Source organism: Rhizobium sp. 10N414, assembly GCF_056394785.1.
In genome coordinates this window covers 25,858-50,681 of sequence record NZ_JBFTIN010000037.1, presented here as the reverse complement: position 1 = coordinate 50,681, position 24,824 = coordinate 25,858, and the positions used below count along the sequence as shown (strand labels likewise).

27 protein-coding genes and 1 pseudogene are annotated in these 24,824 nt (G+C 60.7%); 16 read left to right on the top strand and 12 right to left on the bottom strand.

The features are described from left to right. Window positions 1-117: 117 nt before the first annotated feature. Window positions 118-1,149, bottom strand: coding sequence for an IS110 family RNA-guided transposase (locus AC1DE4_RS25370; RefSeq protein WP_477883616.1), 1,032 nt, complete (start codon window positions 1,147-1,149; stop codon window positions 118-120). A 198-nt stretch (window positions 1,150-1,347) separates the two neighbouring features. Further along, window positions 1,348-1,491 (bottom strand): annotated as a pseudogene (locus AC1DE4_RS25365) (TlpA family protein disulfide reductase); the annotation flags it as partial. Window positions 1,492-1,616: 125 nt separating this feature from the next. Between AC1DE4_RS25365 and AC1DE4_RS25360 the strand changes: the two are divergent. After that, window positions 1,617-2,990 carry an alkaline phosphatase family protein gene (locus tag AC1DE4_RS25360; protein WP_477883614.1) on the top strand — a complete coding sequence of 458 codons (1,374 nt, stop codon included), beginning with the start codon at window positions 1,617-1,619 and terminating at the stop codon, window positions 2,988-2,990. Here the strand turns inward: AC1DE4_RS25360 and tlpA are convergent. Then, window positions 2,968-3,630 carry a thiol:disulfide interchange protein TlpA gene (gene tlpA / locus AC1DE4_RS25355; RefSeq protein WP_025661886.1) on the bottom strand — a complete coding sequence of 221 codons (663 nt, stop codon included), beginning with the start codon at window positions 3,628-3,630 and terminating at the stop codon, window positions 2,968-2,970. The two genes, AC1DE4_RS25360 and tlpA, sit on opposite strands and share 23 nt — an antisense overlap. Before the next feature lie 41 nt (window positions 3,631-3,671). Here tlpA and argH point away from each other — a divergent pair, with 41 nt between their 5' ends. From argH to AC1DE4_RS25325, 6 genes are all read left to right on the top strand, one after another. After that, window positions 3,672-5,072 carry an argininosuccinate lyase gene (gene argH, locus AC1DE4_RS25350; RefSeq protein ID WP_018857792.1) on the top strand — a complete coding sequence of 467 codons (1,401 nt, stop codon included), beginning with the start codon at window positions 3,672-3,674 and terminating at the stop codon, window positions 5,070-5,072. A gap of 79 nt (window positions 5,073-5,151) precedes the next feature. Beyond that, window positions 5,152-5,346 (top strand): LPS translocon maturation chaperone LptM, encoded by a 195-nt coding sequence (lptM, locus tag AC1DE4_RS25345; protein WP_477883611.1) that lies wholly within the window; start codon window positions 5,152-5,154, stop codon window positions 5,344-5,346. A 114-nt stretch (window positions 5,347-5,460) separates the two neighbouring features. Further along, window positions 5,461-6,729: a diaminopimelate decarboxylase gene (lysA, locus tag AC1DE4_RS25340; RefSeq protein WP_018857790.1), complete on the top strand. Its 1,269-nt coding sequence runs from the start codon at window positions 5,461-5,463 to the stop codon at window positions 6,727-6,729. A 226-nt stretch (window positions 6,730-6,955) separates the two neighbouring features. Next, a complete protein-coding gene (locus tag AC1DE4_RS25335; RefSeq protein ID WP_477883630.1) occupies window positions 6,956-9,598 on the top strand; it encodes a TIGR02302 family protein in 2,643 nt (880 codons plus the stop codon). Window positions 9,599-9,716: 118 nt separating this feature from the next. Then, window positions 9,717-10,049, top strand: a complete 333-nt coding sequence (locus AC1DE4_RS25330; protein ID WP_018857787.1) for a hypothetical protein — start codon at window positions 9,717-9,719, stop codon at window positions 10,047-10,049. A 169-nt stretch (window positions 10,050-10,218) separates the two neighbouring features. Beyond that, complete coding sequence (locus AC1DE4_RS25325) at window positions 10,219-10,668, top strand: hypothetical protein (RefSeq protein WP_018857786.1); 450 nt, start codon at window positions 10,219-10,221, stop codon at window positions 10,666-10,668. A 27-nt stretch (window positions 10,669-10,695) separates the two neighbouring features. On the opposite strand, the gene AC1DE4_RS25320 is transcribed toward AC1DE4_RS25325, so the two are convergent. From AC1DE4_RS25320 to AC1DE4_RS25310, 3 genes are all read right to left on the bottom strand, one after another. After that, the gene (locus AC1DE4_RS25320) at window positions 10,696-11,055 is read right to left on the bottom strand and encodes a response regulator (protein ID WP_007789408.1); all 360 of its coding nucleotides are present in this window, start codon (window positions 11,053-11,055) and stop codon (window positions 10,696-10,698) included. Between the two features lie 138 nt (window positions 11,056-11,193). After that, window positions 11,194-11,736 (bottom strand): hypoxanthine phosphoribosyltransferase, encoded by a 543-nt coding sequence (hpt, locus tag AC1DE4_RS25315; protein WP_018857784.1) that lies wholly within the window; start codon window positions 11,734-11,736, stop codon window positions 11,194-11,196. Window positions 11,737-11,811: 75 nt separating this feature from the next. Next, window positions 11,812-12,519, bottom strand: a complete 708-nt coding sequence (locus AC1DE4_RS25310) for a membrane protein (RefSeq protein WP_025661884.1) — start codon at window positions 12,517-12,519, stop codon at window positions 11,812-11,814. Window positions 12,520-12,667: 148 nt separating this feature from the next. Here AC1DE4_RS25310 and ftsE point away from each other — a divergent pair, with 148 nt between their 5' ends. The 4 genes from ftsE to AC1DE4_RS25290 all read left to right on the top strand — a co-directional run bounded on the left by ftsE (window position 12,668) and on the right by AC1DE4_RS25290 (window position 15,989). After that, a complete protein-coding gene (gene ftsE / locus AC1DE4_RS25305) occupies window positions 12,668-13,327 on the top strand; it encodes a cell division ATP-binding protein FtsE (RefSeq protein ID WP_007528031.1) in 660 nt (219 codons plus the stop codon). Window positions 13,328-13,382: 55 nt separating this feature from the next. Continuing rightward, a complete protein-coding gene (locus tag AC1DE4_RS25300) occupies window positions 13,383-14,330 on the top strand; it encodes a cell division protein FtsX (RefSeq protein ID WP_245267959.1) in 948 nt (315 codons plus the stop codon). Window positions 14,331-14,399: 69 nt separating this feature from the next. After that, window positions 14,400-15,107 carry a YdcF family protein gene (locus tag AC1DE4_RS25295; protein WP_025661883.1) on the top strand — a complete coding sequence of 236 codons (708 nt, stop codon included), beginning with the start codon at window positions 14,400-14,402 and terminating at the stop codon, window positions 15,105-15,107. 84 nt (window positions 15,108-15,191) lie between these two features. After that, window positions 15,192-15,989, top strand: coding sequence for a 1-acyl-sn-glycerol-3-phosphate acyltransferase (locus tag AC1DE4_RS25290; protein WP_112824176.1), 798 nt, complete (start codon window positions 15,192-15,194; stop codon window positions 15,987-15,989). A 15-nt stretch (window positions 15,990-16,004) separates the two neighbouring features. Here AC1DE4_RS25290 and AC1DE4_RS25285 read toward each other — a convergent pair whose 3' ends face one another. Then, window positions 16,005-16,538, bottom strand: coding sequence for a gamma-glutamylcyclotransferase (locus tag AC1DE4_RS25285; RefSeq protein ID WP_018857778.1), 534 nt, complete (start codon window positions 16,536-16,538; stop codon window positions 16,005-16,007). A gap of 51 nt (window positions 16,539-16,589) precedes the next feature. Here AC1DE4_RS25285 and AC1DE4_RS25280 point away from each other — a divergent pair, with 51 nt between their 5' ends. After that, the gene (locus AC1DE4_RS25280) at window positions 16,590-17,585 is read left to right on the top strand and encodes a DUF2125 domain-containing protein (RefSeq protein WP_477883607.1); all 996 of its coding nucleotides are present in this window, start codon (window positions 16,590-16,592) and stop codon (window positions 17,583-17,585) included. A gap of 10 nt (window positions 17,586-17,595) precedes the next feature. Here the strand turns inward: AC1DE4_RS25280 and AC1DE4_RS25275 are convergent, their stop codons facing one another. The 3 genes from AC1DE4_RS25275 to AC1DE4_RS25265 all read right to left on the bottom strand — a co-directional run bounded on the left by AC1DE4_RS25275 (window position 17,596) and on the right by AC1DE4_RS25265 (window position 20,504). Next, window positions 17,596-18,525: a prephenate/arogenate dehydrogenase family protein gene (locus tag AC1DE4_RS25275; protein ID WP_062371227.1), complete on the bottom strand. Its 930-nt coding sequence runs from the start codon at window positions 18,523-18,525 to the stop codon at window positions 17,596-17,598. Beyond that, window positions 18,522-19,631: a histidinol-phosphate transaminase gene (gene hisC / locus AC1DE4_RS25270; protein WP_025661879.1), complete on the bottom strand. Its 1,110-nt coding sequence runs from the start codon at window positions 19,629-19,631 to the stop codon at window positions 18,522-18,524. Before hisC ends, AC1DE4_RS25275 begins: the two co-directional genes overlap by 4 nt. Before the next feature lie 96 nt (window positions 19,632-19,727). Continuing rightward, entirely contained in the window at window positions 19,728-20,504 is a 777-nt protein-coding gene (locus AC1DE4_RS25265; RefSeq protein WP_025661878.1) for a class I SAM-dependent methyltransferase, read from the bottom strand. 54 nt (window positions 20,505-20,558) lie between these two features. Here AC1DE4_RS25265 and gloB point away from each other — a divergent pair, with 54 nt between their 5' ends. Next, window positions 20,559-21,329: a hydroxyacylglutathione hydrolase gene (gene gloB, locus AC1DE4_RS25260; protein ID WP_018857773.1), complete on the top strand. Its 771-nt coding sequence runs from the start codon at window positions 20,559-20,561 to the stop codon at window positions 21,327-21,329. After that, complete coding sequence (locus AC1DE4_RS25255; RefSeq protein WP_477883604.1) at window positions 21,329-21,751, top strand: cupin domain-containing protein; 423 nt, start codon at window positions 21,329-21,331, stop codon at window positions 21,749-21,751. Before gloB ends, AC1DE4_RS25255 begins: the two co-directional genes overlap by 1 nt. Before the next feature lie 13 nt (window positions 21,752-21,764). Here AC1DE4_RS25255 and yddG read toward each other — a convergent pair whose 3' ends face one another. Both yddG and AC1DE4_RS25245 read right to left on the bottom strand, forming a co-directional pair. Further along, window positions 21,765-22,658, bottom strand: coding sequence for an aromatic amino acid exporter YddG (gene yddG / locus AC1DE4_RS25250; protein WP_477883602.1), 894 nt, complete (start codon window positions 22,656-22,658; stop codon window positions 21,765-21,767). 30 nt (window positions 22,659-22,688) lie between these two features. Then, window positions 22,689-23,465 carry a DUF3108 domain-containing protein gene (locus AC1DE4_RS25245; protein ID WP_025661874.1) on the bottom strand — a complete coding sequence of 259 codons (777 nt, stop codon included), beginning with the start codon at window positions 23,463-23,465 and terminating at the stop codon, window positions 22,689-22,691. Between the two features lie 238 nt (window positions 23,466-23,703). On the opposite strand from AC1DE4_RS25245, the gene rpmB reads away from it, so the two are divergent. Continuing rightward, window positions 23,704-24,000: a 50S ribosomal protein L28 gene (rpmB, locus tag AC1DE4_RS25240; protein ID WP_024316182.1), complete on the top strand. Its 297-nt coding sequence runs from the start codon at window positions 23,704-23,706 to the stop codon at window positions 23,998-24,000. Window positions 24,001-24,114: 114 nt separating this feature from the next. Continuing rightward, window positions 24,115-24,750 carry a queuosine precursor transporter gene (locus AC1DE4_RS25235; protein ID WP_025661873.1) on the top strand — a complete coding sequence of 212 codons (636 nt, stop codon included), beginning with the start codon at window positions 24,115-24,117 and terminating at the stop codon, window positions 24,748-24,750. Window positions 24,751-24,824: the final 74 nt, after the last annotated feature.

The window sequence follows — 24,824 nt, the reverse complement described above, 5'->3', positions numbered from 1 at the left end:
CAGTCTCAACGAGCTGCAGCCACTCGTAGCGGAATGATCCAACCCACGTCCGCAGCAGGGACGCTCAGTGCCTCAAATCAGGTTTGACGCGCTGAGGGAAGAAGGCTGGCGTGTCGCTTATGCGGTGGCGCCAGCCGATGCGTTGAAGACTTCTCCTGTCCTGAGCATGCTGTGCATGATGACCGCAAGCTTCCGGGCAACTGCCACCGCAGCGCGCTTGAAGCCCAACCGCTCACGCAGCTTAAGCCCCCAGCTCTTTAGGCTGCTCTCGGTTCTGGCACTGGCGCTCGTGAGAAGCACTGTCGCCGCTTCATAAAGCAGCCCCCGCAGATGGTTGTCACCTCTTCGCGAAATATGGCCGTTATAGTCGACCTCACCCGACTGGTAGCGCCGCGTTGTCAGCCCGAGCCAGGCGCCAACCGAGCGCGACGTGCGGAAGTTTTCTGGATCTTCGATCGCTGCGACGTAGGACACCGCCGTGACGGCACCGATGCCTGGGATCGTCATCAGAAGCTTCGTAGCCTGGCTCTGCCGTGCCACTGCGAGCAACTGGCGATCAAGATCGGCCGCGCGCTTGCGAATGTCGCGCCATGCCTCAAGCAGTGGCAATATGATCCTTGCAAGGTCATCATTCCCAGCCAAAAGCTCTCTGACATTGCCATCAAACACCCGACCCGTTCCTTTGGGGATAATAAGACCGAATGTCTTCATCAGGCCGCGGATTTGGTTGCTAAGTTGAGTTGAGATGCTCAGGAGCTGATTGCGGGCCCCGACCAGCGTGCGCGTCAACATACTGTCAAATGACTTGATTCGGACCGCTTTGTAGAAGCCGGCTTCGGCCAGCTGGGCCAAGCCATCCGCATCGTTGGCATCTGTTTTGTTGAGCGTCTCGTTCAATACCTTTTGCGCGTGCCGCGCTTCGATGCAGATAGCGGGCACTCCCTCCGCCGTCAGCGCGTGATAGAAACACGTCGACAGCGGCCCAGTCTCGAATATGACGCGTTTGGCGTTCGGAGCGTGCTTGCGGATCACCTGCGCTAGCACCTTTGGATCCGAAGCGCGCTTCCCCCGCCAGATCCGCTTCCCGTCCTCTCGGATCGAGATCGCAGTATCTTTCAATGAAACGTCGAGCCCTATATATTGGTCCATGGTTGCCTCCATTCGATGTTTGGGGCCCCCGGTTCCAATCGTGAGCCCGTATTTCCATCTTATCGGGGGCAACCAACCCAGCCAGCATCATCTTGCATAAAGTTGCCGGGGGCAGTCGCACCGCGATTACCCCATGTGTAGCAGATGCCACCTAGCCCATTCGCTGTTCTGCACGCAAGCAGCCATAAGCCGCCTTGCCTACGATCCTATCGCTCCCTTGATCAGCGCCTTGGCATCGTCGCTGTCCCAAGCGGCGGGGCCGTTCATGGCGGAGATCAAGCAGCCCTTGCCGTCGATCAAAAGCGTGACGGGGAGGCCTTCCTTCTTCAGGCTGTTGAAGACCTCGCCGCGGCTTCGACGGCCACCGCGACGAGCTTCTGGTTGTGTCCGCTAAATAAAGTCGCTCAAAAGCATATACGATTGCTGAAGGTTTATTGATTAGCCTTGGATCGAGCCGAGGGACATCGATGAACAGCACGAGCAAGAAAAGCGCTTCGAACGACATGCTGAAAAGGCTGGCGCAGCCAAATACATGGCTTCTTGCACTGGTGGCAGTGGTCGTGCCGAATCTGATCTTCCTGCTCGCAACTCCGTACTTTCTTGTCTACCGGCTGGTTTCGCCTCCCCTCTATTTCCTGGCAGCGATGATTTCCCTTTGGCTGCGGCCACCGTTTGTTTATGTCCTTTTCGGGCTCGTGGCGATTATCGACTTAAGCTTGGTGGTCGCAGTCATGTTCTACTTACCCCTGGCAACCGCCTTTCATACGATTCGCTATCTTGCATCGATCGATGTCGCCGCATCTGCTTTTTACATCGGCGCAATTTCTCTTTTTCTTTTCAACGCGCTTGGAACAGCTTGGCTCGTAAACCGGCATAGAAAGGCGCTTTGCGCTGCCTCGCCATTGCCCGCGGCCATCCTGGCCGCTGCGCTGCCCGTGGCAGATGGCTACGTCAATCGCTCATACGTAAAACAGCCTGCCTCACATTTTGAAAGTGCGATGGCACTGAACGGCCTTGATGCCGAAAGCATAACCAAGCGCGGACGGAACCTGCTGATCGTCATAGTGGAAGGGCTTGGCTCGTTTTCCGACCCCGGGATGAAAGCCCTCTTGGCCAGCAAATTTGAAAGTGCAGCAGTTAAAGCGGGCTACAGCGTACTCTCCGGCAGAAGCAACTTTGAGGGCTCAACCACCTCTGCCGAGTCACGCGAACTATGCGGGCGATGGGGGAATTTCACCGACTATCTGCGCGCCGAACAATACGACTGCCTTCCTCGACAACTTGCCGAAAGGGGTTTCGCTACAATCTCCTACCACGGCTATTCCAGCGAAATGTTCGATCGAGATGTCTGGTACCCCCGGATTGGCATAAAAGAATCCCATTTCCTCGACGACCTTGCACGCGATCGGCAGCTCTTCCCATCCCGATGCGGCAGCGTCTTCAACGGCCTTTGTGATGGCGAAGTTGGTGACGCAGTTCATCTCCGTCTTCTGGCCAAGAGCGCGCAGCCGATGATAGTCTACTGGTTGACGCTTAACTCGCACATACCCTACGTCGCGAAACCTGGCGGCCAGCTTCATTGCAGGACCAACGAAGCAGTCATTAAGAACCAGCGCGTTTGCGAATTGACCGAGATCTGGGCAGAGGTTTTCGACAAGATTTCCGAGATTGCAGCCGATCCAAAGCTACCATCGACGGATATCCTCGTTGTCGGTGACCATACAACGCCATTGTGGGAAAAGCGGGCGGCTGTCGCGTTTACGCCAGGCAAGGTCGACTGGTATTTTCTTCAAACGCGTCAAAGTGCTCAGACACAGCTTACGAACCTATCGCGCCCTTGATCAGCGCCTTGGCATCGTCGCTGTCCCAGGCGGCGGGACCGTTCATCGCAGAGATCAGGCAGCCTTTGCCGTCGATCAAAAGCGTGACCGGCAGGCCGAAGGCGAGGCCTTCCTTCTTCAGGCTGTTGAAGACCTCGATCGTGTTGTCGCGGTAAAGCTGCAGCGCGTTTACGCCGATCTCGCTGAGAAAGGCCTTCGGCTTCTCGTCGTCGCCGGTGTCGATGTTGACGGGCACGACCTGGAACCTGTCGCTGCCCAGCTCCTTCTCGAGCGCGTTCAGCGCCGGCATTTCCTCGCGGCAGGGTACGCACCACGTCGCCCAGAGATTGAAGAGCACGGTCTTGCCGGCGAAATTGTCGAGCGTCATCGATTTTCCGTCCCCGCCCTTGAAGGAAACGGTGGTAAGCCTGCGGTGCTCGTCAGGAGCGACCATCGCCGCCACCTGTCCCTTGAGCAGCGGCGCGATTCTCGCGGCGATCTCCTTTGTCGCCGCGCATTCGCCCGAGGCCGTTTGCGTCCTGCCATTGCCAGACCCGGCTTCCCTGATGTAAACCGCTGCCGCACCGGCAACAATGCCTGCGACGGCCGCAATCCCGATCAGCTTCAGGGATGGCACGCGCAGGGACTTTCTTGTCGTCATTTCATTCTCCGAGACACGCGTTCTTCAAGGCAGGCATCGTCATGGCCGACAGCACGGATACCAAATCTTCCAACCAGATGTGGGGCGGCCGTTTCGCCTCCGGTCCCGATGCGATCATGGAGGAGATAAATGCCTCGATCGGTTTCGACAAGAAGCTGTTTGCCCAGGACATCCGCGGTTCTATCGCCCATGCCACCATGCTTGCCCACCAGGGCATCATTTCGGCAGACGATAAAGTCAAGATCGTCGAAGGGCTAAACACGATCCTGTCAGAGATCGAGAGCGGCAGTTTCGAATTCTCCCGCAAGCTCGAAGACATTCATATGAACGTCGAGGCACGCCTCGCCACGCTGATAGGCCCGGCCGCCGGTCGCCTGCACACAGCCCGCTCCCGCAACGACCAGGTCGCGCTCGATTTCCGCCTCTGGGTCAAGGAAGAGCTGCAGAAGACCGAGCAGCTGCTGACCAACCTGATCGCCGCCTTCCTCGACCGCGCCGAAGAGCACGCCGAGACCGTCATGCCGGGCTTCACGCATCTGCAGACCGCCCAACCCGTCACCTTTGGCCACCATTGCATGGCCTATGTCGAAATGTTCGGCCGCGACCGCTCGCGCGTGCGCCATGCAATTGAGCATCTGGACGAGAGCCCGATCGGCGCGGCAGCGCTTGCCGGCACCGGCTATCCGATCGATCGCCACATGACGGCAAAGGCGCTGGGCTTCCGCGAGCCGACACGCAACTCGATTGACACGGTTTCGGACCGCGACTTCGCCATCGAGTTCCTGTCGATCGCCGCCATCGCAGGCATGCACCTGTCGCGTCTGGCGGAAGAAATCGTCATCTGGTCGACGCCGCAATTCGGCTTCGTGCGCCTGTCGGATGCCTTCTCCACCGGTTCGTCGATCATGCCGCAGAAGAAGAACCCTGACGCCGCTGAGCTGGTGCGCGCCAAGACCGGCCGCATCAACGGTTCGCTGATCGCACTTCTGACAATCATGAAGGGCCTGCCCCTCGCCTATTCCAAGGACATGCAGGAAGACAAGGAACAGGTCTTCGACGCTGCCGAAAGCCTGGAGCTGGCAGTATCAGCCATGACCGGCATGGTTCGCGACATGGCCGTCAACAGCGCGCGCATGAAGGCCGCTGCCGGTTCCGGGTATTCGACCGCGACCGACCTTGCCGACTGGCTGGTGCGCGAAGCCGGCCTGCCGTTCCGTGACGCGCATCACGTGACCGGCCGTGCGGTGGCGCTGGCCGAGAGCAAGGGCTGCGACTTGGCCGAGCTGTCGCTTGCCGATCTGCAGGCGATCAATGCCGGTATCACCGACAAGGTTTACGACGTGCTGACGGTCGAGGCATCGGTTGCAAGCCGCAAGAGCTTCGGCGGCACGGCGCCGTCGGAAGTGCGCAAGCAGATCGCCTATTGGCGAGCCCGCAACTGACCTCAACAATCAGGGTGCACAAGCTGGATAAACTTCGCTATGAAGGTGTCCACCAGTGCCGCTTCCCAAGAGGAATTCCATGCATAAGAGCTTGCCGCAGATCGTCCGCCTGACGGTTGTTTTCGCCGTGATCGGCCTTGCCGTCGCCGGGTGCGGGCGAAAGGGCGATCTCGACCCGCCGAGCGCGAACGCAACGAAGACCGGTGACTCGTCCAAGCCGACGCCGCAGCCGGGCAGGGTCGACAGGCCCTTCATCCTCGATCCGCTTCTCTAAGGCACGCGGCGATCTTTCGGATTCGCCAGCAGCGCTTTAGCCTTTGTATTTATGCATGTCCTGATCCCGAAACCGGTTCCCACGTCGGGAGACATGCTTTGAGAGGCCACTGACGTGAACCATTTCGACTACCGCGACGGCGTTCTCTACGCCGAAAACGTTCCCGTTCCCGAGATCGCCAAGGCCGTCGGCACGCCTTTTTATGTCTATTCCACGGCCACTCTCGAGCGCCACTACCGCGTCTTCTCGGAAGCCTTCAGCGATGTCGACGCGATGGTCTGCTACGCCATGAAGGCGAATTCCAATCAGGCAGTGCTAAAGACGCTGGGCAATCTCGGCGCCGGCATCGACGTCGTATCCGAGGGAGAGCTGCGTCGCGCACTGGCCGCCGGCATCCCGGCATCGCGCATCATGTTCTCCGGCGTCGGCAAGACAGCGCGGGAGATGGACCTGGCCCTCGAGGCCGGCATCTATTGCTTCAACGTCGAGTCCGAGCCGGAACTCGAGATCCTCAACCAGCGCGCCGTCAGGGCAGGCAAGAAGGCCCCTGTCTCCTTCCGCATCAATCCCGATGTCGACGCCAGGACGCATGCGAAGATCTCGACTGGCAAGAAGGAAAACAAGTTCGGCATTTCCTGGGAGCGCGCCCGCGCCGTCTATGCCCGCGCAGCAAGCCTGCCCGGCATCGAAGTGACCGGCATCGACATGCATATCGGCAGCCAGATCACCGACCTGCAGCCATTCGAAGACGCCTTCAAGCTGCTGCGCGAACTGGTCGGCACGCTACGCGCAGAGGGCCACGATATCCATCACGTCGATGTGGGCGGCGGCCTTGGCATCCCCTACCGGGACGACAACAACCCGCCCCCATCGCCGGAAGCCTATGCTGCGATCGTCACGAACACTCTGCGCGACCTCAACTGCAAGATCGTCACTGAGCCCGGCCGCCTGATCGTCGGCAATGCCGGCATCCTGGTCACCGAAGTGATCTACGTGAAGGACGGCGGCGAGAAAACCTTCGTGATCGTCGATGGCGCGATGAACGACCTCATCCGTCCGACTCTCTATGAGGCCCATCACGAGATCCGCCCCGTAGTGATCTCGGCAGCGAACGCGCCGCGCATCAAGGCGGATATCGTCGGCCCCGTATGCGAAACCGGCGACTATCTGGCGCTCGACCGCGAAATGGCGATGCCGAAGTCCGGCGATCTCTTCGCCATCAGCACCGCCGGCGCCTATGGCGCGGTTCAGGCCGGCACCTATAACAGCCGCCTTCTGGTTCCTGAAGTGATCGTCAAGGGCAACGATTTCCACGTGATTCGCCCGCGCGGCACCTACGAAGAGCTCATCGCCCTCGATTCCATCCCGGCCTGGCTGGACTGATCACTGCCTGGCGGGGGCATCACTTTTTGGCGAAGAACCGTGAAAAACCGGCATTGGCTGGGGCTTGCCCTCGCCTTCGCCACAAAGAATGCTATCCTTGATCGAGAGCGAATTGCCCCGGCAATCGCCGGAAGCGCCCTCCTGCTTTGAACGTCAGCGCGCGGAGAACGGATTGAACAAGAGCTCCAGCAAGGAGAAAACCGGAGCATTTGCCCTGAGGCCTTCCTTGGCGCGCCTGGTCGCGGCCAAGCGCTTTCTGGCGCGCCTGGTCCTGCTGTTCGAACAGATCCTACCTCTCCTGCTGCCGATTCTGTCGGTTGTGGCGCTCTACCTCACAGCGTCTTGGTTCGGTGTCTTCCGCTACGCGCCCGAATGGATTCGCGTGGCGCTACTGATCATTTTTGCGGCTGCCACCCTCGTCACCCTCCTTCCGCTGCGCCGGCTTCATTGGCCCGATGTGGCTGCTGCCGATCGGTTGCTCGAGCAGCGCAACGGCCTGCAGCATCAGCCTGTTGCCGTTCAGGAAGACGAACCCGCCACCGACACGCCTTTCGCCCGCGCCCTTTGGCGCGAACATCAGACGCGGATGGCGGAGAAGATCGCGGCGCTCGATACCGGCTTCCCACGCCCCGACATCGCCTCCCACGACCGGCTGGCCTTGCGTGCCATCCCGGCATTGCTTGTGGTAATGGCTTTCGCCTATTCGCTATCGACGAGCGGCGGTTCGATCTCGGATGCGCTGCAGCCGCGGCCCGCGCCGCAGGCAGTTGATCCTGCCGTGCGTATCGACGCCTGGGTCACGCCCCCCTCCTACACCGGTCGCGCGCCGATCTATCTGACGGCAAACGGTACCGAGCAGACGGCGATCCGCGTCCCCGAACTCTCGAGCCTGACGGTCCGCGTCAGCGGCGGAAAGACGGCGGAGAAGGTTGTCTTCCGGCACGAGAATGGCGAGGCCGAGGACATCACGCCTCAGGAAGCCGCCAAGCCCCCTGTTACGCCAGTGGCCACTCAGCAGGCCGACGGCACGGCTCCCATCAATCCCGCGCTGTCCGCCACGACGCATCTGATGAAGCTCGAGGAAAACGGCAGGCTCGAGGTCAACGGTCGCGTGTGGAGCTTCGACGTTATTCCTGACAAGGCGCCCGAGATCGCCTTCAATGGAATACCGAAGCCGACCGTCAACGGCGCTCTCGAAATCGGCTTCACGGTCAAGGACGATTACGGCGTGCAGGAAGCGCGCGCGGAGATCGTTCCTGTCGACTCCGACCCGGCCGCAACGCCGCTTTATCCGCTGCCTGACTTCCGCCTGGAGATCCCCCGCCGCAATTCGCGTGACTCCAAGGGATTGACCAGCAAGAACCTGACCGAGCATCCGCTGTCGGGCAAGCGGGTCCGCATCACCCTTATTGCCAAGGACGCCGCCGGCCAGACGGGTCGCAGCTCGCCCTACGAGATGACGATGCCGTCCCGCCCGTTCCACGAGCCGCTGGCCGCCGCCGTCGCCGAAGAGCGGCAGGTCTTTTCGCTCGACACGCGTAAGATGCTGGAAGCGATCACGCTGAACGAGGCGCTGACGCTGCGCCCGGAAGAGACGATCCCGAAGCTGACTAACTACCTGCTGCTGCAATCCGCTCTGACGCGGATGAAGCTCGCCAAGAGCGAGGAGGCGCTGAAGGATACCGCCGACCACCTCTGGGATATCGCTGTAGGCATGGAGGATGGCGATCTGTCGCAGGCAGAACGCAATCTGCGCAACGCCCAGCAGAACCTGGCCGACGCTCTCCAGCGCAACGCCCCTGATGCCGAGATCAAGAAGCTCATGGACGAGCTGCGCAAGGCGATGCAGGACTACATGAAGGAGCTTGCGCAGCGCATGCAGAATGCGCCGATGCAGCCGAACCAGAATGCTCAGAACATCCTTCGCCAGCAGGATCTGGAGCGGATGATGGACCAGATCGAGAATCTGGCGCGCTCCGGCAACCGCGACGCTGCCCAGCAGATGCTCTCCGAGCTGCAGCGAATGATGAACAACCTGCAGGCCGGCAGGCCACAGCAGGGGCAGCAGGGTCAGGACAACAGCCAGATGCGCCAGCAGATGGACAAGCTTGGCCAGATCCTGCGTGACCAGCAGAAGCTGATGGAAGAGACCTTCAAGCTGGACCAGCAGTTGAAGGATCGCATGCAGCGCGGCGATCCGAACATGGGGATGAACGATCCGCTGCTGGACGAGATGCCGATGGACAATGACGGCATGCAGCAGGATCAACACCAGGGACAGCAAGACCAGAGTCAGGACCCGAACCAGAACCAACAGCAGAGCCAGAACCAGCAGGGCCAGTCGCCTTCCGACCAGATGACGGCTGAGCAGCTGCGCGAAGCCTTGAAGCAGCTGCGTTCGCGCCAGGACGAACTTGGCAACCAGCTTGGCGAGCTGCAGAAGGGTCTCGGCGACATGGGCATCAAGCCCGGTCCGGGCTTCGGCCAGGCCCAGCGCGAAATGGAAGGCGCCGGACGCGAACTCGGTCAGGGTCACGGCGAACCGGCCATCCAGGGCCAGGGACGCGCCCTCGAGGCGCTCCGTCAGGGCGCGCGTGACATGATGAACCAGATGATGCAGGCCATGCAGGGCCAACAGGGACAAGGCCAGCAGGGCCAGGTCGGGCAAGGCAATCAGAACGGCCGCGACCCGCTTGGACGTCCGCGCCGCGCCGAAGGCCCCGATTTCGGCGATCAGGTGAAGGTCCCGGACGAGATCGACGTGCAGCGCGCCCGCGAAATCCTGGATGCCATTCGCGAGAAGCTCGGCAACAACCCGCCGCAGGAAATCGAACGGCGCTATCTGGAACGGCTTCTGGACATTCAATAGCTCGGCTGTGCCAATTCAGGTCACAATAGCGTGAGATTCGCCACCTCCACGCCAGCACTCCCTATGTCTATTTTGACGCAGATCGCGCGTCGTTTGGGCACGAGTTGAGGGTATTTCCATGAAAACGGAATGGAAGCTGATCGCAGCTGTCGCTCTTGGATTCGGCATGGCTGCAAGCACGGCAAGCGCAATGGATATTGGTGGTTTCGCAACGACCAACAGCGGCGGCAGGACCCTTGCTGCCGACGGCTACGAATCGAGCCGAAGCTGGGGCGGATCGAACAGCTACCGACCGGCTCCCTACAGCATGGAGACAACGGGGAGCATTTCGTCCAGCCGCTCCAGGGCACGGCAACCCGTCAACTGTCCGCCGAGGCCGATTCCCGGCACGCTGCAGACGCAGGGCGGAAACAGCGGAACGACCATAAATCCTGCCTGCCCCGACTATTGAGAAGCTACGGGTTGGACCTTGCCAACGAGGCCATCGTCTCCATGTGGCGCGGCGAAGGCATGATCTGTGCGTGACTCGATGACAAACTTCAAATTCCGCCACCGAGGCGAGTCCCGCCTGGCGAAAGCTTCGTCTTGTCACGCTGCAGCTGAATAACTATAGCGATTCGATGGCAATTCTTTTCAAGACCGTAATCGGTGAAAACGCGGCATTCGAGTTGATCGAGAATGCGCTCTCCCGTACCGGCGAATACGATGGCTACCTAAACGTCGTGGCTGACGAAGGCGAGAAGACTCTCCCTTGGTCACCCGGCATGCATGCCGAGCAGTTCCAGGCGGAAATCACGGAAATTCTCCGTTCGACCTGGGATATCTGCCGCTTCTGGGTGATCTACGAGCGGCGCGACGACCGGCAGGACGCAGAAGCCAACGCCATCCGCAACGCGGCGTTTAGGCTGACGCGCGGCTATGCCGGCGTCATCGTCGTGACGCTCAGCCTGCTCCACAAGCGCGACAGCCTGGCCGATATCGAACTGATCTTTGTATGTTTCCAGCAGGACTTCCAGCGACGCAATTTTCGCGTCCGCTATGAAGGCAAATTCATCCCCGATGAGGGCTGAATAGTCGAGATCATGCCGTTAGCCGCCTCAGGCGGCCAACGCACGCGCGACAGCCTTGCGGATATCGGGCAAGGCAAAGGGCTTCGAGACGACATCGACGATCTTCTCCGCCAAGTCGTCCGCGCGTTCGCGCTGTTCCGCGTAGCCAGTCATCAGCAGGATCTTCAGTGCCGGGAAGGCGGATTTTGCCTGATGCGCCAGTTCGATGCCGTCCATCACAGGCATGCGGATATCCGAGAGCAGCAGGTCGTAGACGCCGTCTCTGAGTTTTTCCAGTCCCTCCGCACCGTCAGCGGCTTCTTCGGTCTCATGACCGTCAAGACGCAAAGCGCGGGCTACGAAAGAGCGTAGGGAGTCCTCGTCTTCCGTAATCAGAATTTTTGCCATGGTGTGCATCACTCCGTTTCATGCCCCGCAACGGAAATCACACGAGTTTCCTTTGCGATCGGTAAACGGCAGGAAGGGATGGACGGGATGGTTAACAACCCGTCTCATCCTGGCACATTCAGGGTCAGGTCGTGATCCCTAGGCGTCGCCGGTGACGACGCCGACAAATGGGAGTTCGCGGAAGGCGTAGGCGACATCCATGCCGTAGCCGACGACGAAATAGTCGGGGCATTCGAAACCGACATAGTCGGCCTCGAGCTTTTCCTTGCGCTTGACGCTCTTGTCGAGGAGCACGGCGATGGTGACGTTGCGGGCGCCGCGCTCGTAGAGCAGTTCCTTGGCAAACAGCAGCGTACGGCCGGATTCCAGAATATCGTCGATCAGAAGAACGTCGCGATCCTTCACGTCGCTGTCGATATCCTTGACGATCCGCACGCCTTGCGAGACTGTGCCGGTGCCATAGCTCGAGAGAGTGATGAACTCGACCTCGGGCGCGAGGCCGCTGTCATGCAGCGCGCGGATGAGGTCCGCGGCAAAGATGAACGAGCCTTTCAGCACCGCAATAACCAGCAGGTCCTTCGTCGGTCCCGATGCAATCTGCTTCGCCATGGCATGATTGCGTTCGGCAATCTGCTCGGCTGTGAAGAGTGGCTCGATGTTTTTTCCGCGCACGACGGGCATAAGCAGGCTTGCTCCATGAATAGAAGCACAAGCCGTTACCACAAACGGCGCGATGAAACACCCCTTTAGAGCCCTTCAGGGCATGAACGAAAGCCGGATTTCCGGCATTTTTCCACCGGTGTATTGGACTCTCGTAGAAAATCCGCGGCTTTGCCCTGCGTAGATGACATCCACCGGCGGGTTGATGACGATGCTCGCGGTCAACTGCTCGCCGGCAAAAAAGTTGGCGCGGATCGGGCGAACGATCTGCGTCGTGCCGCTCTGGTTGTCGATGATGCCGTTGATCAGCAACACCTGCATCCCGTTTGCCTCGCGGGGCGTGATCGTGACATGCGAGAAATGCAGCGGTGCCTCTGCCGGTGCAGCGTCGCTTTCAGAGAGGCCGGAGAAGCCACCGACGAGACCAAACACCAGCACCGAAAGCGCGACCACCAGGGCGGCGAAAGTCTTGACCGATGCCTGCTGCAGCCAGGCTTCGCCCGCTCGGACGAATGATTCCATCGAAGCTCGCGGGGACGTCGGCCGGAGCATCGAAGGCGCCGGGGGACGTCGGCGATTGCCAGTGAAGCTCCGGGCATCAAAGGCCTGGGAGCGGTTGTTGATCACTACGAATTCGGCATCGGCCACATCGGCTGGGCGGGCTCGGCGGGCCTCGCGCTTGATCGGCTCGGGCGGCAGAAAATCATAGCTGCGGCCGGGCGCCTGGCGTCTGAACGAGGAGGAGGTCATGATGACGGCCTTTCCGGTGTCCACATGGTTTCGAGCCGGACGGAAATCCGGCATTGAAACGAATCCTCCTCAGTCGTAAATTTTAATGGTTAATGCTTCGCAAAGATCGCCATCAAAGCGGCGTCTTTCCCGTAAATTTACTGGTTGTTAATGCTGTTGGTTAACAAGTCGTGCGGTGAACAAACAAAAGACTGATCTATCGTTGATCCACTTCGAAAATGTCGGTTTGCGCTATGGGATGGGCCCGGAAATTCTCCGGGACCTGACGTTCGACATTCCGAAGAAATCGTTTCAGTTCCTGACCGGCCCCTCGGGCGCCGGCAAGACCACCTTGCTCAGGCTGCTGTTTCTATCGCTGCAGCCAACCCGCGGGCTGATCCGCATGTTCGGACGCGACATTTCCGATATCCCGCGGCCCGAGCTGCCGCTGCTGCGGCGCCGCGTCGGCATCATCTTCCAGGAATTCCGGCTCCTCGACCACTTGACGACCTATGAGAACGTGGCCCTCCCGCTGCGCGTTCGTGGCAAGGACGAGAGTTCCTACAAGACCGACGTGCTGGAACTTCTGAAGTGGGTCGGTCTCGGCGAGCGCATCAACGTTCTGCCGCCGGTGCTATCGGGCGGCGAAAAGCAGCGCGCCGCGATCGCGCGGGCCTTGATCGACCGTCCCGAGATTCTGCTTGCCGACGAGCCGACCGCCAACGTCGACCCGCCGATGGCCCGCCGTCTGCTCAATCTCTTCCTTGAGCTCAACCGTCTCGGAACGGCCGTTGTGATCGCCACCCACGATCTGGCCCTGATGGACCAGGTTGAAGCCCGCCGTATGATTCTCTCGGAAGGGCACCTCGATATCCATGACTAAAGCAGCGCCCAAACCGCCGGCGGAGGCCGCTCCGAAAGGTCAGAAGAGGCCGGAGATGAAGGTGCGGCCGACGGCGCCGATCCTGCCGTCTGCCAACATTCAGGGCAATGCGCTAATGGTGGTGATCGCCATCATGGCCTTTCTCGCCTGCCTGACGCTCGGCGGCGTCAGCATGGTGCGTTCCACAGCGGCGAGCTGGGAGAGCCAGATTTCCCGCGAGATCACCATCCAGATTAGGCCCGATGAGGGCTTGGACATGGAAAAGACGCTGGCGCAGGCGCGCGATCTCGCTCTGACATTCGTCGGCACCAAGGACGGTCAGATCGTCGACGAAGCGGCAACCGCCCGCCTACTCGAACCCTGGCTCGGCACAGGGCTCGACATCAAGGAACTTCCGGTCCCGCGGCTTGTCATTATCACCATCGACGAAAGCAACCCGCCTGATTTCGAGGCAATGCGCTCACTGCTCAAGGGGAGCATTCCGCAGGCCTCGCTCGACGATCACCGCACCTGGGTCGACCGTCTGGTGTCGATGGCCCACACGACGGTCATGATCGGCACCGGCATCCTGCTGCTTGTCTTCTCGGCCATGGTACTGACAGTCGTTTTCGCAACCCGAGGAGCTCTCTCTGGCAACCGCCATATCGTCGAGGTGCTGCATTTCGTTGGCGCCGAAAGCTCCTTCGTCGCCAACGAGTTTCAGAAGCACTTCCTGAAGATCAGCCTGAAGGGATCGGCGGTTGGGAGCGCCCTTGCAGCGCTGTTCTTCCTCACCGCCGGCTTCTTGCAGAGCCGGACCTTGGCGACGCCGCAGACGGACCAGGCCACCGCGCTCTTTGGCACGTTCTCGGTCGGCGCGCTGGGCTATCTCGGCATCTTTGCGACCATGATCGTCATCGCCCTGCTGACGACCTTCACGGCACGGCTGACGGTGATGCGGACGATTTACGAGATCGATACGTTGCGTTCCGACCCGACACGGGCGGATGGGCTCGTGAATTAAGCTTGTCATGCCTTTTTTGCCATGAAAGCGTCTGTTCGCCGCCGCAATCTGCATATATTTTTCCGATTCATGAGCATGGGACACATTCCGCGCACCCCGATTCGCCCTGGAGCGGAGCTTCTTCGCTCCGACGGGCGACCTGTTCGCGGCCCCGTGCGACGGATGCTGCGCTGGGGCGGCATGGCCTCCATCCTTGCCATCGCCCTGATTTTTGGTGGGTTCCTGCGCTTTGCCGATTCCGTCACAACCCTGAAACCTCCGCTTGACCCACGGGCAGACGCAATCGTCGTTCTGACGGGTGGCTACCAGCGAATCGACCAGGCCGTCGAACTGCTGCAGAAAGGCGCCGGAAAACGCCTGCTGATTTCGGGTGTGCATCCGACAACCACGCCGAAGCAGATCCGCAGGATGACCCAGGCCTCGCCGGAACTTTTCACATGCTGCGTCGACGTCGGCTACGACGCACTCGACACGATCGGCAATGCCCAGGAAGCATCGAACTGGATCCACCAGCGCGGCTACAAGAGCGTCCTCGTCGTCACCAACAACTACCACATGCCGCGCAGCCTGGCGGAACTCGCTTATGTCGACGCCGAAACGCAGTTCATTCCCTACCCCGTTGTGAACACGGACCTGAAGACCAGCGACTGGTTCACCGATCCCAACGCCGTGCGGGTCATGCTCGCCGAATATGCGAAAGTGCTCTTCGCCGGCGCGCGCAATCTGACGGGACTTGGCCGGCACCCTGGGCTCCGCTCGGCAGGCGTCTCCGGCTAAAGCCGAGGGAAACCTTTTTCTGAACGCCAATATCGTGTAGGAGGGCGCAACCGCCTCTTGCGGATATTGGCCTCGGGAAAATTAATGATCGCCCTGCGTTCCGTTCTCTTCAACACGATCTTCTACGCCAACCTCATCGTTCGCATGATCGTGCTCTCCCCCTATTATTTCGTCGCGCCACGCAAGGACGCCTACCGCATACCGAAGAACTGGGCACTGTCGAGCCACTGGCTGATGGAGAAGATCGTCGGCACGACCTTCGAGATCGAGGGCATGGAGAATCTGCCCGATGGCGGCTATATCCTGGCGCCGAAGCATCAGTCGTTCTGGGATACCTATGCCCTGCTGCCGTGGCTCAAGGATCCGGTCTACATTCTGAAGCGAGAGCTGATGTGGATCCCGCTCTTCGGTTGGTATGCCAAGAAGCAGCGGATGATCCCGGTCAATCGCGGCGCCCGCGGCAAGGTGATGGTCGAGGCGTTGAGGCGAACCAAGGAAGAGCTGGCAACCGGCCGCCAGCTGATCATTTACCCCGAAGGCACGCGCCGCCCGCCCGGTGCCGAACCGCTCTACAAATACGGCATCGCCCGCATGTACCGCGACCTGCAGCTACCGGTCGTGCCGGTCGCCATGCACCCCGGCCTGTTCTGGCCGCGCCGCAGCACGTTGCGCTACCCCGGTCACTTCAAGGTGCGGATCCTGCCGCCAATCCAACCCGGCATGGACCCCGATGCCTTTTTCGCGCATCTGATCGAGGTGACCGAGAAGGCGAGCGATGAACTGCTGGTCGACACGGTCAAGCACAACCCGAACCTGCCGCTCCCGCCGACCGCCGCTCGTCGGCTCGCGGAATTGCAGAAAGCGAAGGCAACGACGGCCTGAACTCAGAGCCTGAACTCAGGCCGCGTTTCTTAGTCGTTCCACTTCGCCGACCACCTGCTCCAGCCAGTGGTCGCGAATGCCCATTTCCCGCAGGTGTGCCAGCGTATTGAAGACATAGGCGTCGTTCGGCCCTGATCGGCCCTCCGCACCGTGGACAACATGCGCCGCCGCGATCGCGTCGAGCCCACCGGCATATTGCGTATGCGCTCGATCGACGACGTAGGCGACCGCCTTGCTGCTCCGGCCGTCCGCCAACTGGAGGGGCAGGCAACGCTCAAGATAGACGTTGGTTACGAGCTCGCGCTCCCTCAGATAGTCGATTGTCTCGCCCCACTGATCCGGCGCGATCCGAAAGGCCATTCCACGGCAGGAACCACCACGATCAAGGCCGAGCACGAGGCCCGGTTTCTGCTGCGTGCCGCGATGCACCCAGGAATGCACGCAGAGCGACCGTCTATAGCCATAGACAAGCGCCTGAGAACGCTCCAAAAATTCGAAGCCCGGATTCCACATCAGTGATCCGTAGCCAAACACCCAAAATTCGTCCATATCGCACGCCAGACCCACATTCCCACTCGCGCGTCACCTTTGGAGAACATCATGGCAGCGTCAAGCCCATCCCGCAGCGGCAGAAAATTCTGGTGGCTCGGCTGCATCATCCTCCTGGTGATCGCGCTTTATACGAGTGGCTGGTTCTATGCCGCCGCGCAGCTGAAAACGACGGTGCTGAAGGCGATCGCGCCGGGCAACAGCGCAGGCGTCAGCGCCGAATGCGCCGATATCGACTTCCGCGGCTATCCGTTCCGGATCGGCCTGTTCTGCTCGAAGGTCGATGTCGATGACAACATCAACGGCGTGTCGGCGAGTTTTGGCGAGCTGCGCTCCGCAGCCCAGGTCTATGCTCCAGGGCATATCGTTTGGGAACTCGACGCGCCCGCCGAGATCCGCACCGCCCACGGCCTGACGCTCAATGCCGAATGGGCAAACCTGCAATCCAGCCTGATCACCAAGCTAAAGGGCATCGACCGCTCCTCCACCATCATCGACGGGCTCAAGGGGACGGCGGTTTCCCAGACCGGCCAGACGATCAATTTCGACGCTGCTCACACGGAGATCCACCTTCGCCAGAACAACGGCGACCTGGATGGCGCGATCTCGCTGAAGGATTCCAATACCGCCATCAAGGACTGGCCGGCATTCCCGAAGCTCTCGGCGAGCGCCGACGTGACGCTGGCCGGCAAGGCCGGCATGATCGACGGCAGCGACCAAAAGGGCCTCTACGGCGCCAGCGGCGAGCTGCGCAAGGTCGTGGCCGACATCGGCGACGGCAAGGTCATGACCCTGAGCGGCCCCTTCTCCTTCGACGAGGAGGGCTATCTGTCGGGCAAATTCAAGCTGGAGATCGAACAGCTCGGCCCCTGGCGCGACAGCGTCAAGCAGACCTTCCCTGAAATCGCCAAGACGGTCGACACCGCCGCCAAGCTGCTGAAAGCTTTGGCGGGCGGCGGCGACAAGGTTTCCGTCGATCTCGTTGTAGCACGTGGCAATGCCACGGTCGGCGGTTTCATTCCGTTGGGATCGATCCCGCCGATCTGAAATTGAGCCTTCAGGCTTTCTTTTCGAGCGGATGCGGACGGCCGAAGTCCGGCGCATCGACGTCCTGGCCGGCCTGGATGATCGAACGGCGGATGGCACGCGTGCGGGTGAACAGATCGAAGATCTTGTCGCCCTCGCCCCAGCGAATGGCCCGCTGCAGATAAGCGAGGTCCTCGGAGAAGCGCGCCAGCATTTCGAGGATCGCATCCTTGTTGTGCAGGCAGACGTCGCGCCACATCGTCGGATCGGAAGCGGCCAGACGCGTGAAGTCGCGGAAGCCGGACGCGGAATACTTGATCACTTCCGATTCCGTCACCGCCTCGAGATCATCCGCCGTGCCGACAATGTTGTAGGCGATGATGTGGGGCAGGTGCGAGACGATGGCGAGCACCTTGTCGTGGTGCTCCGGATCCATCTCGTCGACCTTGGAGCCGAGCGTTTCCCAGAACTGCTGCAACTTTTTCAATGCCGCTTGGTCAGTTCCGGCGATCGGGGTGAAGATGCACCAGCGCCCTTCGAAGAGCCCGGGGAATCCGGCGTCTGGGCCGGACTTCTCCGTGCCGGCAAGAGGATGGCCGGGAATGAAATGCACGTGCGGCGGCATATGCGGCTGCATTTGGGCAATGACGGATGCCTTGGTCGAACCGACATCGGTGACGATGGCACCGGGCTTCAGGCTGCCGGCGATTTCTTTCGCCACGCTCTCCGACGCGCCGACGGGAACCGACACGATCACCAGGTCCGCATCCTTGACGGCCTCTGCCGACGAGGTCGTATAGCGATCGCCCAGGCTCAACTCCTCCGCTCGCTTCAGCGTTTCGGCGCTGCGCGTCGAGACGACGATCTCACCTGAGAGACCGAGCCGCCTGATATCATAGGCCAGCGAAGAGCCGATCAGGCCGATCCCGATCAGCGCAATGCGATCGAACTGCACCGTCATGACTTGCGTCCCATGAACTCGCCGAGCGCTTCGATGACGCCACGGTTCGCCTCTTCCGGACCGATGCTCATGCGCAGCGCGTTCGGGAAGCCATAGCCCTTTACAGCGCGCAGGATATAGCCGCGGCTGGTCAGGAACTCATCGGCTTCCGGCGCGCGCTTGCCATCGACATCCGGGAAGTGGATGAGCACGAAGTTGGCGACCGACGGCGTCACCTTGAGGCCGAGAGCCTCGAGCGCACCCGTCAGCTTCTCGATCCACATCTGGTTGAAGGAGGCGGCCTCCTGCGTGAACGCCTGGTCGCGAATGGCTGCAGCACCCGCGGCAATGGCTGCGGCGTTCATGTTGAACGGGCCGCGGACGCGATTGACCGCATCGATGATGTCTGCCGGCGCATACATCCAGCCAACGCGAAGCGCGGCCAGGCCATAGACCTTGGAGAAGGTACGGGTCATGACGACGTTGGCATTCGACGAAACGATCTCGATGCCGGCCTCGTAGTCGTTGCGGCGGACATATTCCGCGTAGGCGGCATCGAGCACCAGAACGACCTGCTTCGGCAGGGATGCCTGAAGACGGCGGATTTCGCTGACCGCAACATAGGTACCCGTCGGATTGCCGGGATTGGCGATGAAGACGATCTTGGTCTTCGGCGTAACGGCCGCCAGAATGGCATCGACGTCGACCGTCTGATCCTTCTCCTTGACGACGACAGGCGTCGCACCCGCGCCCATGATCTGGATCTTGTAAACGAGAAAGCCGTGCTCGGTGATGATGCCTTCGTCGCCAGGCCCGAGATAGACATGGCAAAGCAGGCCGAGCAACTCGTCCGAGCCATTGCCGCACATGATGTTGGCGGGGTTCAGACCATGCACAGCCGCGATCGCCTCACGAAGTTCCGTCGCCTGGCCATCAGGATAGCGCTCGAGACTGCCGGCGGCATTGCGGAAAGCTTCGATCGCCTTCGGGCTCGCGCCAAGGGGTGTTTCATTGGAAGAGAGTTTGTAGACGCGGGCAACGCCCGGCGCATGTTCCTTGCCCGGCACATAGGCTGCGATATCCAGAATACCGGGACGCGGAACGGGCTTGCTCTTCTCTTCGCTCATGGGATCGACCTTGGAAATACCGGGAAAATTCGGCTGAAATTGCCCCGTGGCAATAGAACGGAACGGCGCCCTTGTCGAGTGCCACGGCTTTAGGCTCTAACGACTGCGCGTCGTTGGAACACCGTGCGGCGCCAGAACCGGTACGAAGACGCGCCGCGAGGCGCGGGCGGCAACCGGCAGGCCCTGATAGAGCCGCTTCTGCGCCTCGACGATAATAACGCCCGAGAATGCCGGCCATAAGGCGCGTCCCACGCGGTCGAAGACACTGCGCAGGCTCATCATCGTGCGCAGCTTCGAGGGTGGAAAGAACAATGCTTCCGCCGTCGCGCCGGGCGTGAAATTGGTCTCGCGCAGAAGGCTCGTCAGCTGCCCTCGCGAATAGGGGCGTCCAGAGCCGAACGGCGTGTGTTCCATGCGCGCCCAAACACCGCGGCGGTTCGGGACGACGATGACCAGCCGTCCGCCTGGCGCCAATACGCGCCACAGCTCCTTCAGGGTTTCCCGCGGGCTTTCGGCGAATTCCAGGGAATGGACCATCAGCACCCGGTCAATCGAGGAATCCGGCAGTGGCAATTCCTCGTCGAAGATCAGGGCGGTCGAGGAAAGAGCGCCTACCGGCCAGTTCACCGCCCCCTGCCCGGCCGGCATGAAGGCAAAGGTTCGCTCCGTGTCGGGTTGAAAGCGATCGAGGAAGGGAACCACGTAGCCGAGGCCAACGAGACGCTCCTGCGGTAGCCGCACCCAAAGCGACGAGAGGGCCATAGCGATCGAGTGCTCGGCAATGCGCCCGAGGTCGGAATGATAGAACTGGCGTAGGTCGACAATATCAGCGTGCATCAAGGCAAATGTTATCAGTGCACGGTTGGACTTCAAGGCGCGACCCTCTACATTCCCGATATACCCGCGATAAAGAGGCTGCCTGAAACTATGAAACCTTTGGATTTAGACGTTTTTCTCTGCCGCTCCGACAATTTCGGTGTGTTGGTGCACGATCCTGAAACCGGCCTGACGGCATCGATCGACGCTCCGGATGCAGGCGCAGTGGAGAAGGCTGCGTCCCGCCGCGGCTGGACGATCTCGCATATCTTCACAACCCATCACCATACGGACCACGTCGAAGGCAATCTCGCGCTCAAGGAACAATATGGCTGCGAGATCATCGGCCCGATCAACGAGGCGGTGGCAATCCCCGGCCTCGACAAGACCATGGCCGATGGCGATACATTCCTGTTCGGCGATCACACGGTACAGGTCATCGAGACTCCCGGACATACGGCCGGGCATATCTGCTACCACTTCGTCGACGACAAGCTGCTTTTTGCCGCCGATACGCTATTTGCGCTCGGCTGCGGGCGTCTTTTCGAGCGCCCGGCTGCCGATATGTGGCACTCGCTTCAGAAGCTTGCCGTGCTGCCTGACGAAACCGCGATCTACTTCGGCCACGAATACACACTGTCGAACGCACGTTTTGCGGTCACCATCGATCCGGACAACCAGCGACTGGTAGTCCGTGCGGCCGAAATCGAAGCTCTGCGGGCCGAGAACAAGTTCACCATCCCGACCACGCTGGCGCTTGAAAAAGAGACCAACCCGTTCCTGCGCGCCGCCGATCCGGCCATCCGTCGCAACCTGCTGATGGAGAACAAGAGCAACGAGGAAGTCTTCGCGGAGATCCGCCGGCGCAAGGACAATTTCTGATGTCGCCGGACGATATTATCCGCGAGCTTGGAATGCAGGCGCATCCCGAAGGCGGTTGGTACGTGCAGACGTTCCGAGACCTCAAGGGGGGATCGCGCGGCCACTCGACGGCGATCTACTATCTCCTGAAGGCGGGGCAGCGTTCCCACTGGCACCGCGTCCGTGATGCGGCGGAAGTCTGGCACCACTATGCCGGGGCTCCGCTTGCGCTTCACTGCTCTGAGGATGGCACCAGCAGCGAGACGCTGATCCTTGGGACTGACATCCCCAAGGGCGAGCGTCCGCAGGCGATCATTCCCGCCAACTGGTGGCAGTCAGCCGAAACAACGGGCGATTACACGCTAGTCGGATGCACGGTTGCGCCCGGCTTCGAATTCGCATCCTTCGAAATGGCACCGCCGGACTGGAAGCCGGCGGATTAGAGCCTTTCAGCGTCTAGGCTATTGCGCCTTGCTCAACCATCGTGGCCTTGCGGCGAAACATCTCGTTTGCCGCAAGCACGGCACCACCTGTCACGAGCACGCAGGCGAGCGCGATCCGCCAGCTCGGCTCGGCAAAGCCGAACAGCGTGAGGTTGAGCGTCGAGAGAAGCGGCGCGGCATAGCTTGCGGCACCCAGGATCTGGATATCGCCGTTCTTGACACCGTAGTCCCACGCATAAAAAGCCGCTCCCACAGGAAAGAGCCCGAGGCCAACCACCGCGATCCACTGCAACGCCGTTTCCGGCCAGACGGTTGTCTCGAGCCCGAGATGGCAAATGAGCGACAGGATCGAGGTCGCGATGCAGAAGCCGGTGACGACGTCGGTCGAGACCGCATCGAACCGCCGTGTCAGCAGCGAATAGCCCGACCATGTGAAGGCGCAGAGGAAAGCCGCTCCATAGCCGACGGCATAGGCGCCATCGAAATTGATGCCGTTGCGTCCGACGATCAGGAAGGTGCCGCAGAGACCGGCCAACGCCCCAGCCACATGATACCAGCGCAGTCGTTCGCCCGGCAGCAGCGCCGATCCGACGACGATCAAGAGCGGCCAGAGATAGGCAATCAGCCCGGCTTCGACGGCCGGGGCGTTTCTGATGGCCGTGAAATAGAGGAAATGATACCCGAACAGGCCGGCGATCCCTGTCACCCAGACCTTGGCCGGCTGCTTGAGCAGCGCCAGGCGCGAACGATTGACGAGCAGCACGACGATGCCGGGAATGCTGCCGATGGCAAAGCAGATAGCCGATAGCTGGAACGGCGGCATGGTGCCTGATGCAGCTGTCAACAGCGCCAGGATCGACCACATGAGAATGGCCGTAAAGCCGATTAGCGTTGCCCGAAGCTTCACCTGTCCCCCTTCACGGAGGCCCCTGCTCCGTCAGCTTGCACCGTACTTTACAGCAGTGATCGTCACCGGTCCGTATTGCGTCGGAATACGAACATAAACAGGAGCATATACATTTGCCGCGTCTGACTTGGCAAACCAGATTTCCATCCGGCTGCTCTTGCTCAGATAATCGATATCCTTCCGCCCCTTCTTGTAGCCGGAGCGAGGGACGAACCGCACACTGCAGACGGTCGCCTTGCCGTTGAAACCCGTGGTCGAGAAATTCTGGGCACCCTTCGGCGAGAGCACGAGATCCATGCGCATCTCGCCGTCATAAATCGGCAGCTTCTGCGCGCAGACATTGGCATCTGCGGGGAAGATCAGACCCGAGATCGGATCGAGGACCGAGCGCATGTCGCTTGCCGGTACGTTGACCCAGTTGTTCGGAGGCTTTCGGGGCGGCTTCACCGTCGTCGAGGTGATATTGCCGTTGCTGTAGCGCACCTCGTATGTCCGGGCGCGCTTGCCGCTCTTGTAGTAGAGATAGTAGCGGGACGCCTGCAGTCGGTCGCCGCGCAGAACGCCGTCGACGCTCGTCTTGGCGGAGATATTGGTAACGAGATCGGCAAGGCCGGCCGAGCTGATGTCACCCGACACCTGGTAGCTCTTGTCGTCCTCGATCTTCGTCAGGAAGGCGGCGCGCGCAATCGTCAGAATACCGAGCGAGACTCTGTATTCCGTCCGATGCACGATCTCGCTCGCGCTGGCCGGAATGGCCATCAGCGCCGCGACCCCGGAAACAATAATGCGTTTGCCCAGATGAGCCATGAAATGAACCTTATTCAAGCGGCTGGTAAAGCCGTTCATCACGGTCTATACGCCTGTGTCACGACGAAGCAAACACAAGCTTTTTGACAGAATTGCGGGAAACGCCAAGGTTTGGCTTGACGCACGCGGCCTGTCTGACTATAGAACCGCAACTTTCCAATCATGGCCTGTTGGATTGGTAGCCCGATTTTGCGCGGGTCCGCAACCGATGGCCGAGAAAAACAAGAATAGGTGTTCCATGTCCCGCATGTGCGAATTGACCGGCAAGGCAGTCCTGACTGGTAACAATGTCAGCCATGCCAACAACAAGACTAAGCGCCGGTTCCTCCCGAACCTGTGCCAGGTTACGCTGATCTCCGACGCGCTCGGCCAGCGTTATCGTCTTCGCGTTTCGGCTGCTGCTCTTCGTTCCGTCGAGCATCGCGGCGGTCTCGATGCCTTCCTGCTGAAGGCAAGCGAAAATGAACTGTCGATGCGCGCTCGTCTGCTGCGTCGCCAGATCGTCAAGAAGACTGCCGAAGCTGCTGCTGCGTAAGCTTCGACCGCTTCTTCTTCATACGGCTTCAAAAGGCTTGCACGGATAATATCCGGACAAGCCTTTTGCTTTGCCGATTGTTCCTCGAACTGGTGGCATACCCAGGATAAAAAAATGCTGACGACTCGCTCTACGCTGATCTATGTCGCACTGATGACGCTGGTCGTCGTCGCCTCGAACTTCCTCGTCCAGTTCCCGCTGCATGCCGAGCTCGCCGGCATCAACCTGGCCGACATCCTGACCTGGGGCGCCTTTACCTATCCGGTCGCCTTCCTCATCACCGATCTGACCAACCGCCAGTTCGGCCCGCGGGCTGCCCGCAAGGTTGTCTTCGCCGGCTTCGTCGTTGGCGTGACGCTGTCCTTCTATACCTCGGTTCCGCGTATCGCGATCGCCTCCGGCTCGGCCTACCTCGCTGGGCAGTTGCTCGATATCTCGGTCTTCAACCGCCTGCGCCGGCAGGCCTGGTGGCGCGCACCGCTCGTCGGTTCGCTCATCGGGTCGATGCTGGACACGGTGATTTTCTTCTCCTTCGCCTTTGCGGCCTTCTTCGTCTTCCTCGGCCCGAACGATCCATTCGCGCTTGAATCGGCGCCAATCCTCGGCGTCTTTTCCGCTGCGGCACCGCGCTGGATTTCCTGGGCGATTGGCGATTTCTCGGTAAAAATGATCGTCGGCCTCGTGATGCTGCTGCCCTATGGCGCACTGATGAACGTGCTGCGCCCGATGCAGGCCGCACGCGCCAACTAAAAAGCCCGAAGCTACTATCTCGGACGGACGACGGAGCCGATGCTCCGCCGTTTTGCGTTCGAGCACACGGAAAC

Coding starts and splice junctions, on each gene's coding strand:
- AC1DE4_RS25370 (WP_477883616.1), bottom strand. CDS start 1,149: ATGGACCAATATATAGGGCTCGACGTTTCATTGAAAGATACTGCGATC.
- AC1DE4_RS25360 (WP_477883614.1), top strand. CDS start 1,617: ATGAACAGCACGAGCAAGAAAAGCGCTTCGAACGACATGCTGAAAAGG.
- tlpA (WP_025661886.1), bottom strand. CDS start 3,630: ATGACGACAAGAAAGTCCCTGCGCGTGCCATCCCTGAAGCTGATCGGG.
- argH (WP_018857792.1), top strand. CDS start 3,672: ATGGCCGACAGCACGGATACCAAATCTTCCAACCAGATGTGGGGCGGC.
- lptM (WP_477883611.1), top strand. CDS start 5,152: ATGCATAAGAGCTTGCCGCAGATCGTCCGCCTGACGGTTGTTTTCGCC.
- AC1DE4_RS25330 (WP_018857787.1), top strand. CDS start 9,717: ATGAAAACGGAATGGAAGCTGATCGCAGCTGTCGCTCTTGGATTCGGC.
- AC1DE4_RS25325 (WP_018857786.1), top strand. CDS start 10,219: ATGGCAATTCTTTTCAAGACCGTAATCGGTGAAAACGCGGCATTCGAG.
- AC1DE4_RS25320 (WP_007789408.1), bottom strand. CDS start 11,055: ATGGCAAAAATTCTGATTACGGAAGACGAGGACTCCCTACGCTCTTTC.
- hpt (WP_018857784.1), bottom strand. CDS start 11,736: ATGCCCGTCGTGCGCGGAAAAAACATCGAGCCACTCTTCACAGCCGAG.
- AC1DE4_RS25310 (WP_025661884.1), bottom strand. CDS start 12,519: ATGCCGGATTTCCGTCCGGCTCGAAACCATGTGGACACCGGAAAGGCC.
- AC1DE4_RS25300 (WP_245267959.1), top strand. CDS start 13,383: ATGAAGGTGCGGCCGACGGCGCCGATCCTGCCGTCTGCCAACATTCAG.
- AC1DE4_RS25295 (WP_025661883.1), top strand. CDS start 14,400: ATGAGCATGGGACACATTCCGCGCACCCCGATTCGCCCTGGAGCGGAG.
- AC1DE4_RS25290 (WP_112824176.1), top strand. CDS start 15,192: ATGATCGCCCTGCGTTCCGTTCTCTTCAACACGATCTTCTACGCCAAC.
- AC1DE4_RS25285 (WP_018857778.1), bottom strand. CDS start 16,538: ATGGACGAATTTTGGGTGTTTGGCTACGGATCACTGATGTGGAATCCG.
- AC1DE4_RS25280 (WP_477883607.1), top strand. CDS start 16,590: ATGGCAGCGTCAAGCCCATCCCGCAGCGGCAGAAAATTCTGGTGGCTC.
- AC1DE4_RS25275 (WP_062371227.1), bottom strand. CDS start 18,525: ATGACGGTGCAGTTCGATCGCATTGCGCTGATCGGGATCGGCCTGATC.
- hisC (WP_025661879.1), bottom strand. CDS start 19,631: ATGAGCGAAGAGAAGAGCAAGCCCGTTCCGCGTCCCGGTATTCTGGAT.
- gloB (WP_018857773.1), top strand. CDS start 20,559: ATGAAACCTTTGGATTTAGACGTTTTTCTCTGCCGCTCCGACAATTTC.
- AC1DE4_RS25255 (WP_477883604.1), top strand. CDS start 21,329: ATGTCGCCGGACGATATTATCCGCGAGCTTGGAATGCAGGCGCATCCC.
- AC1DE4_RS25245 (WP_025661874.1), bottom strand. CDS start 23,465: ATGGCTCATCTGGGCAAACGCATTATTGTTTCCGGGGTCGCGGCGCTG.
- rpmB (WP_024316182.1), top strand. CDS start 23,704: ATGTCCCGCATGTGCGAATTGACCGGCAAGGCAGTCCTGACTGGTAAC.
- AC1DE4_RS25235 (WP_025661873.1), top strand. CDS start 24,115: ATGCTGACGACTCGCTCTACGCTGATCTATGTCGCACTGATGACGCTG.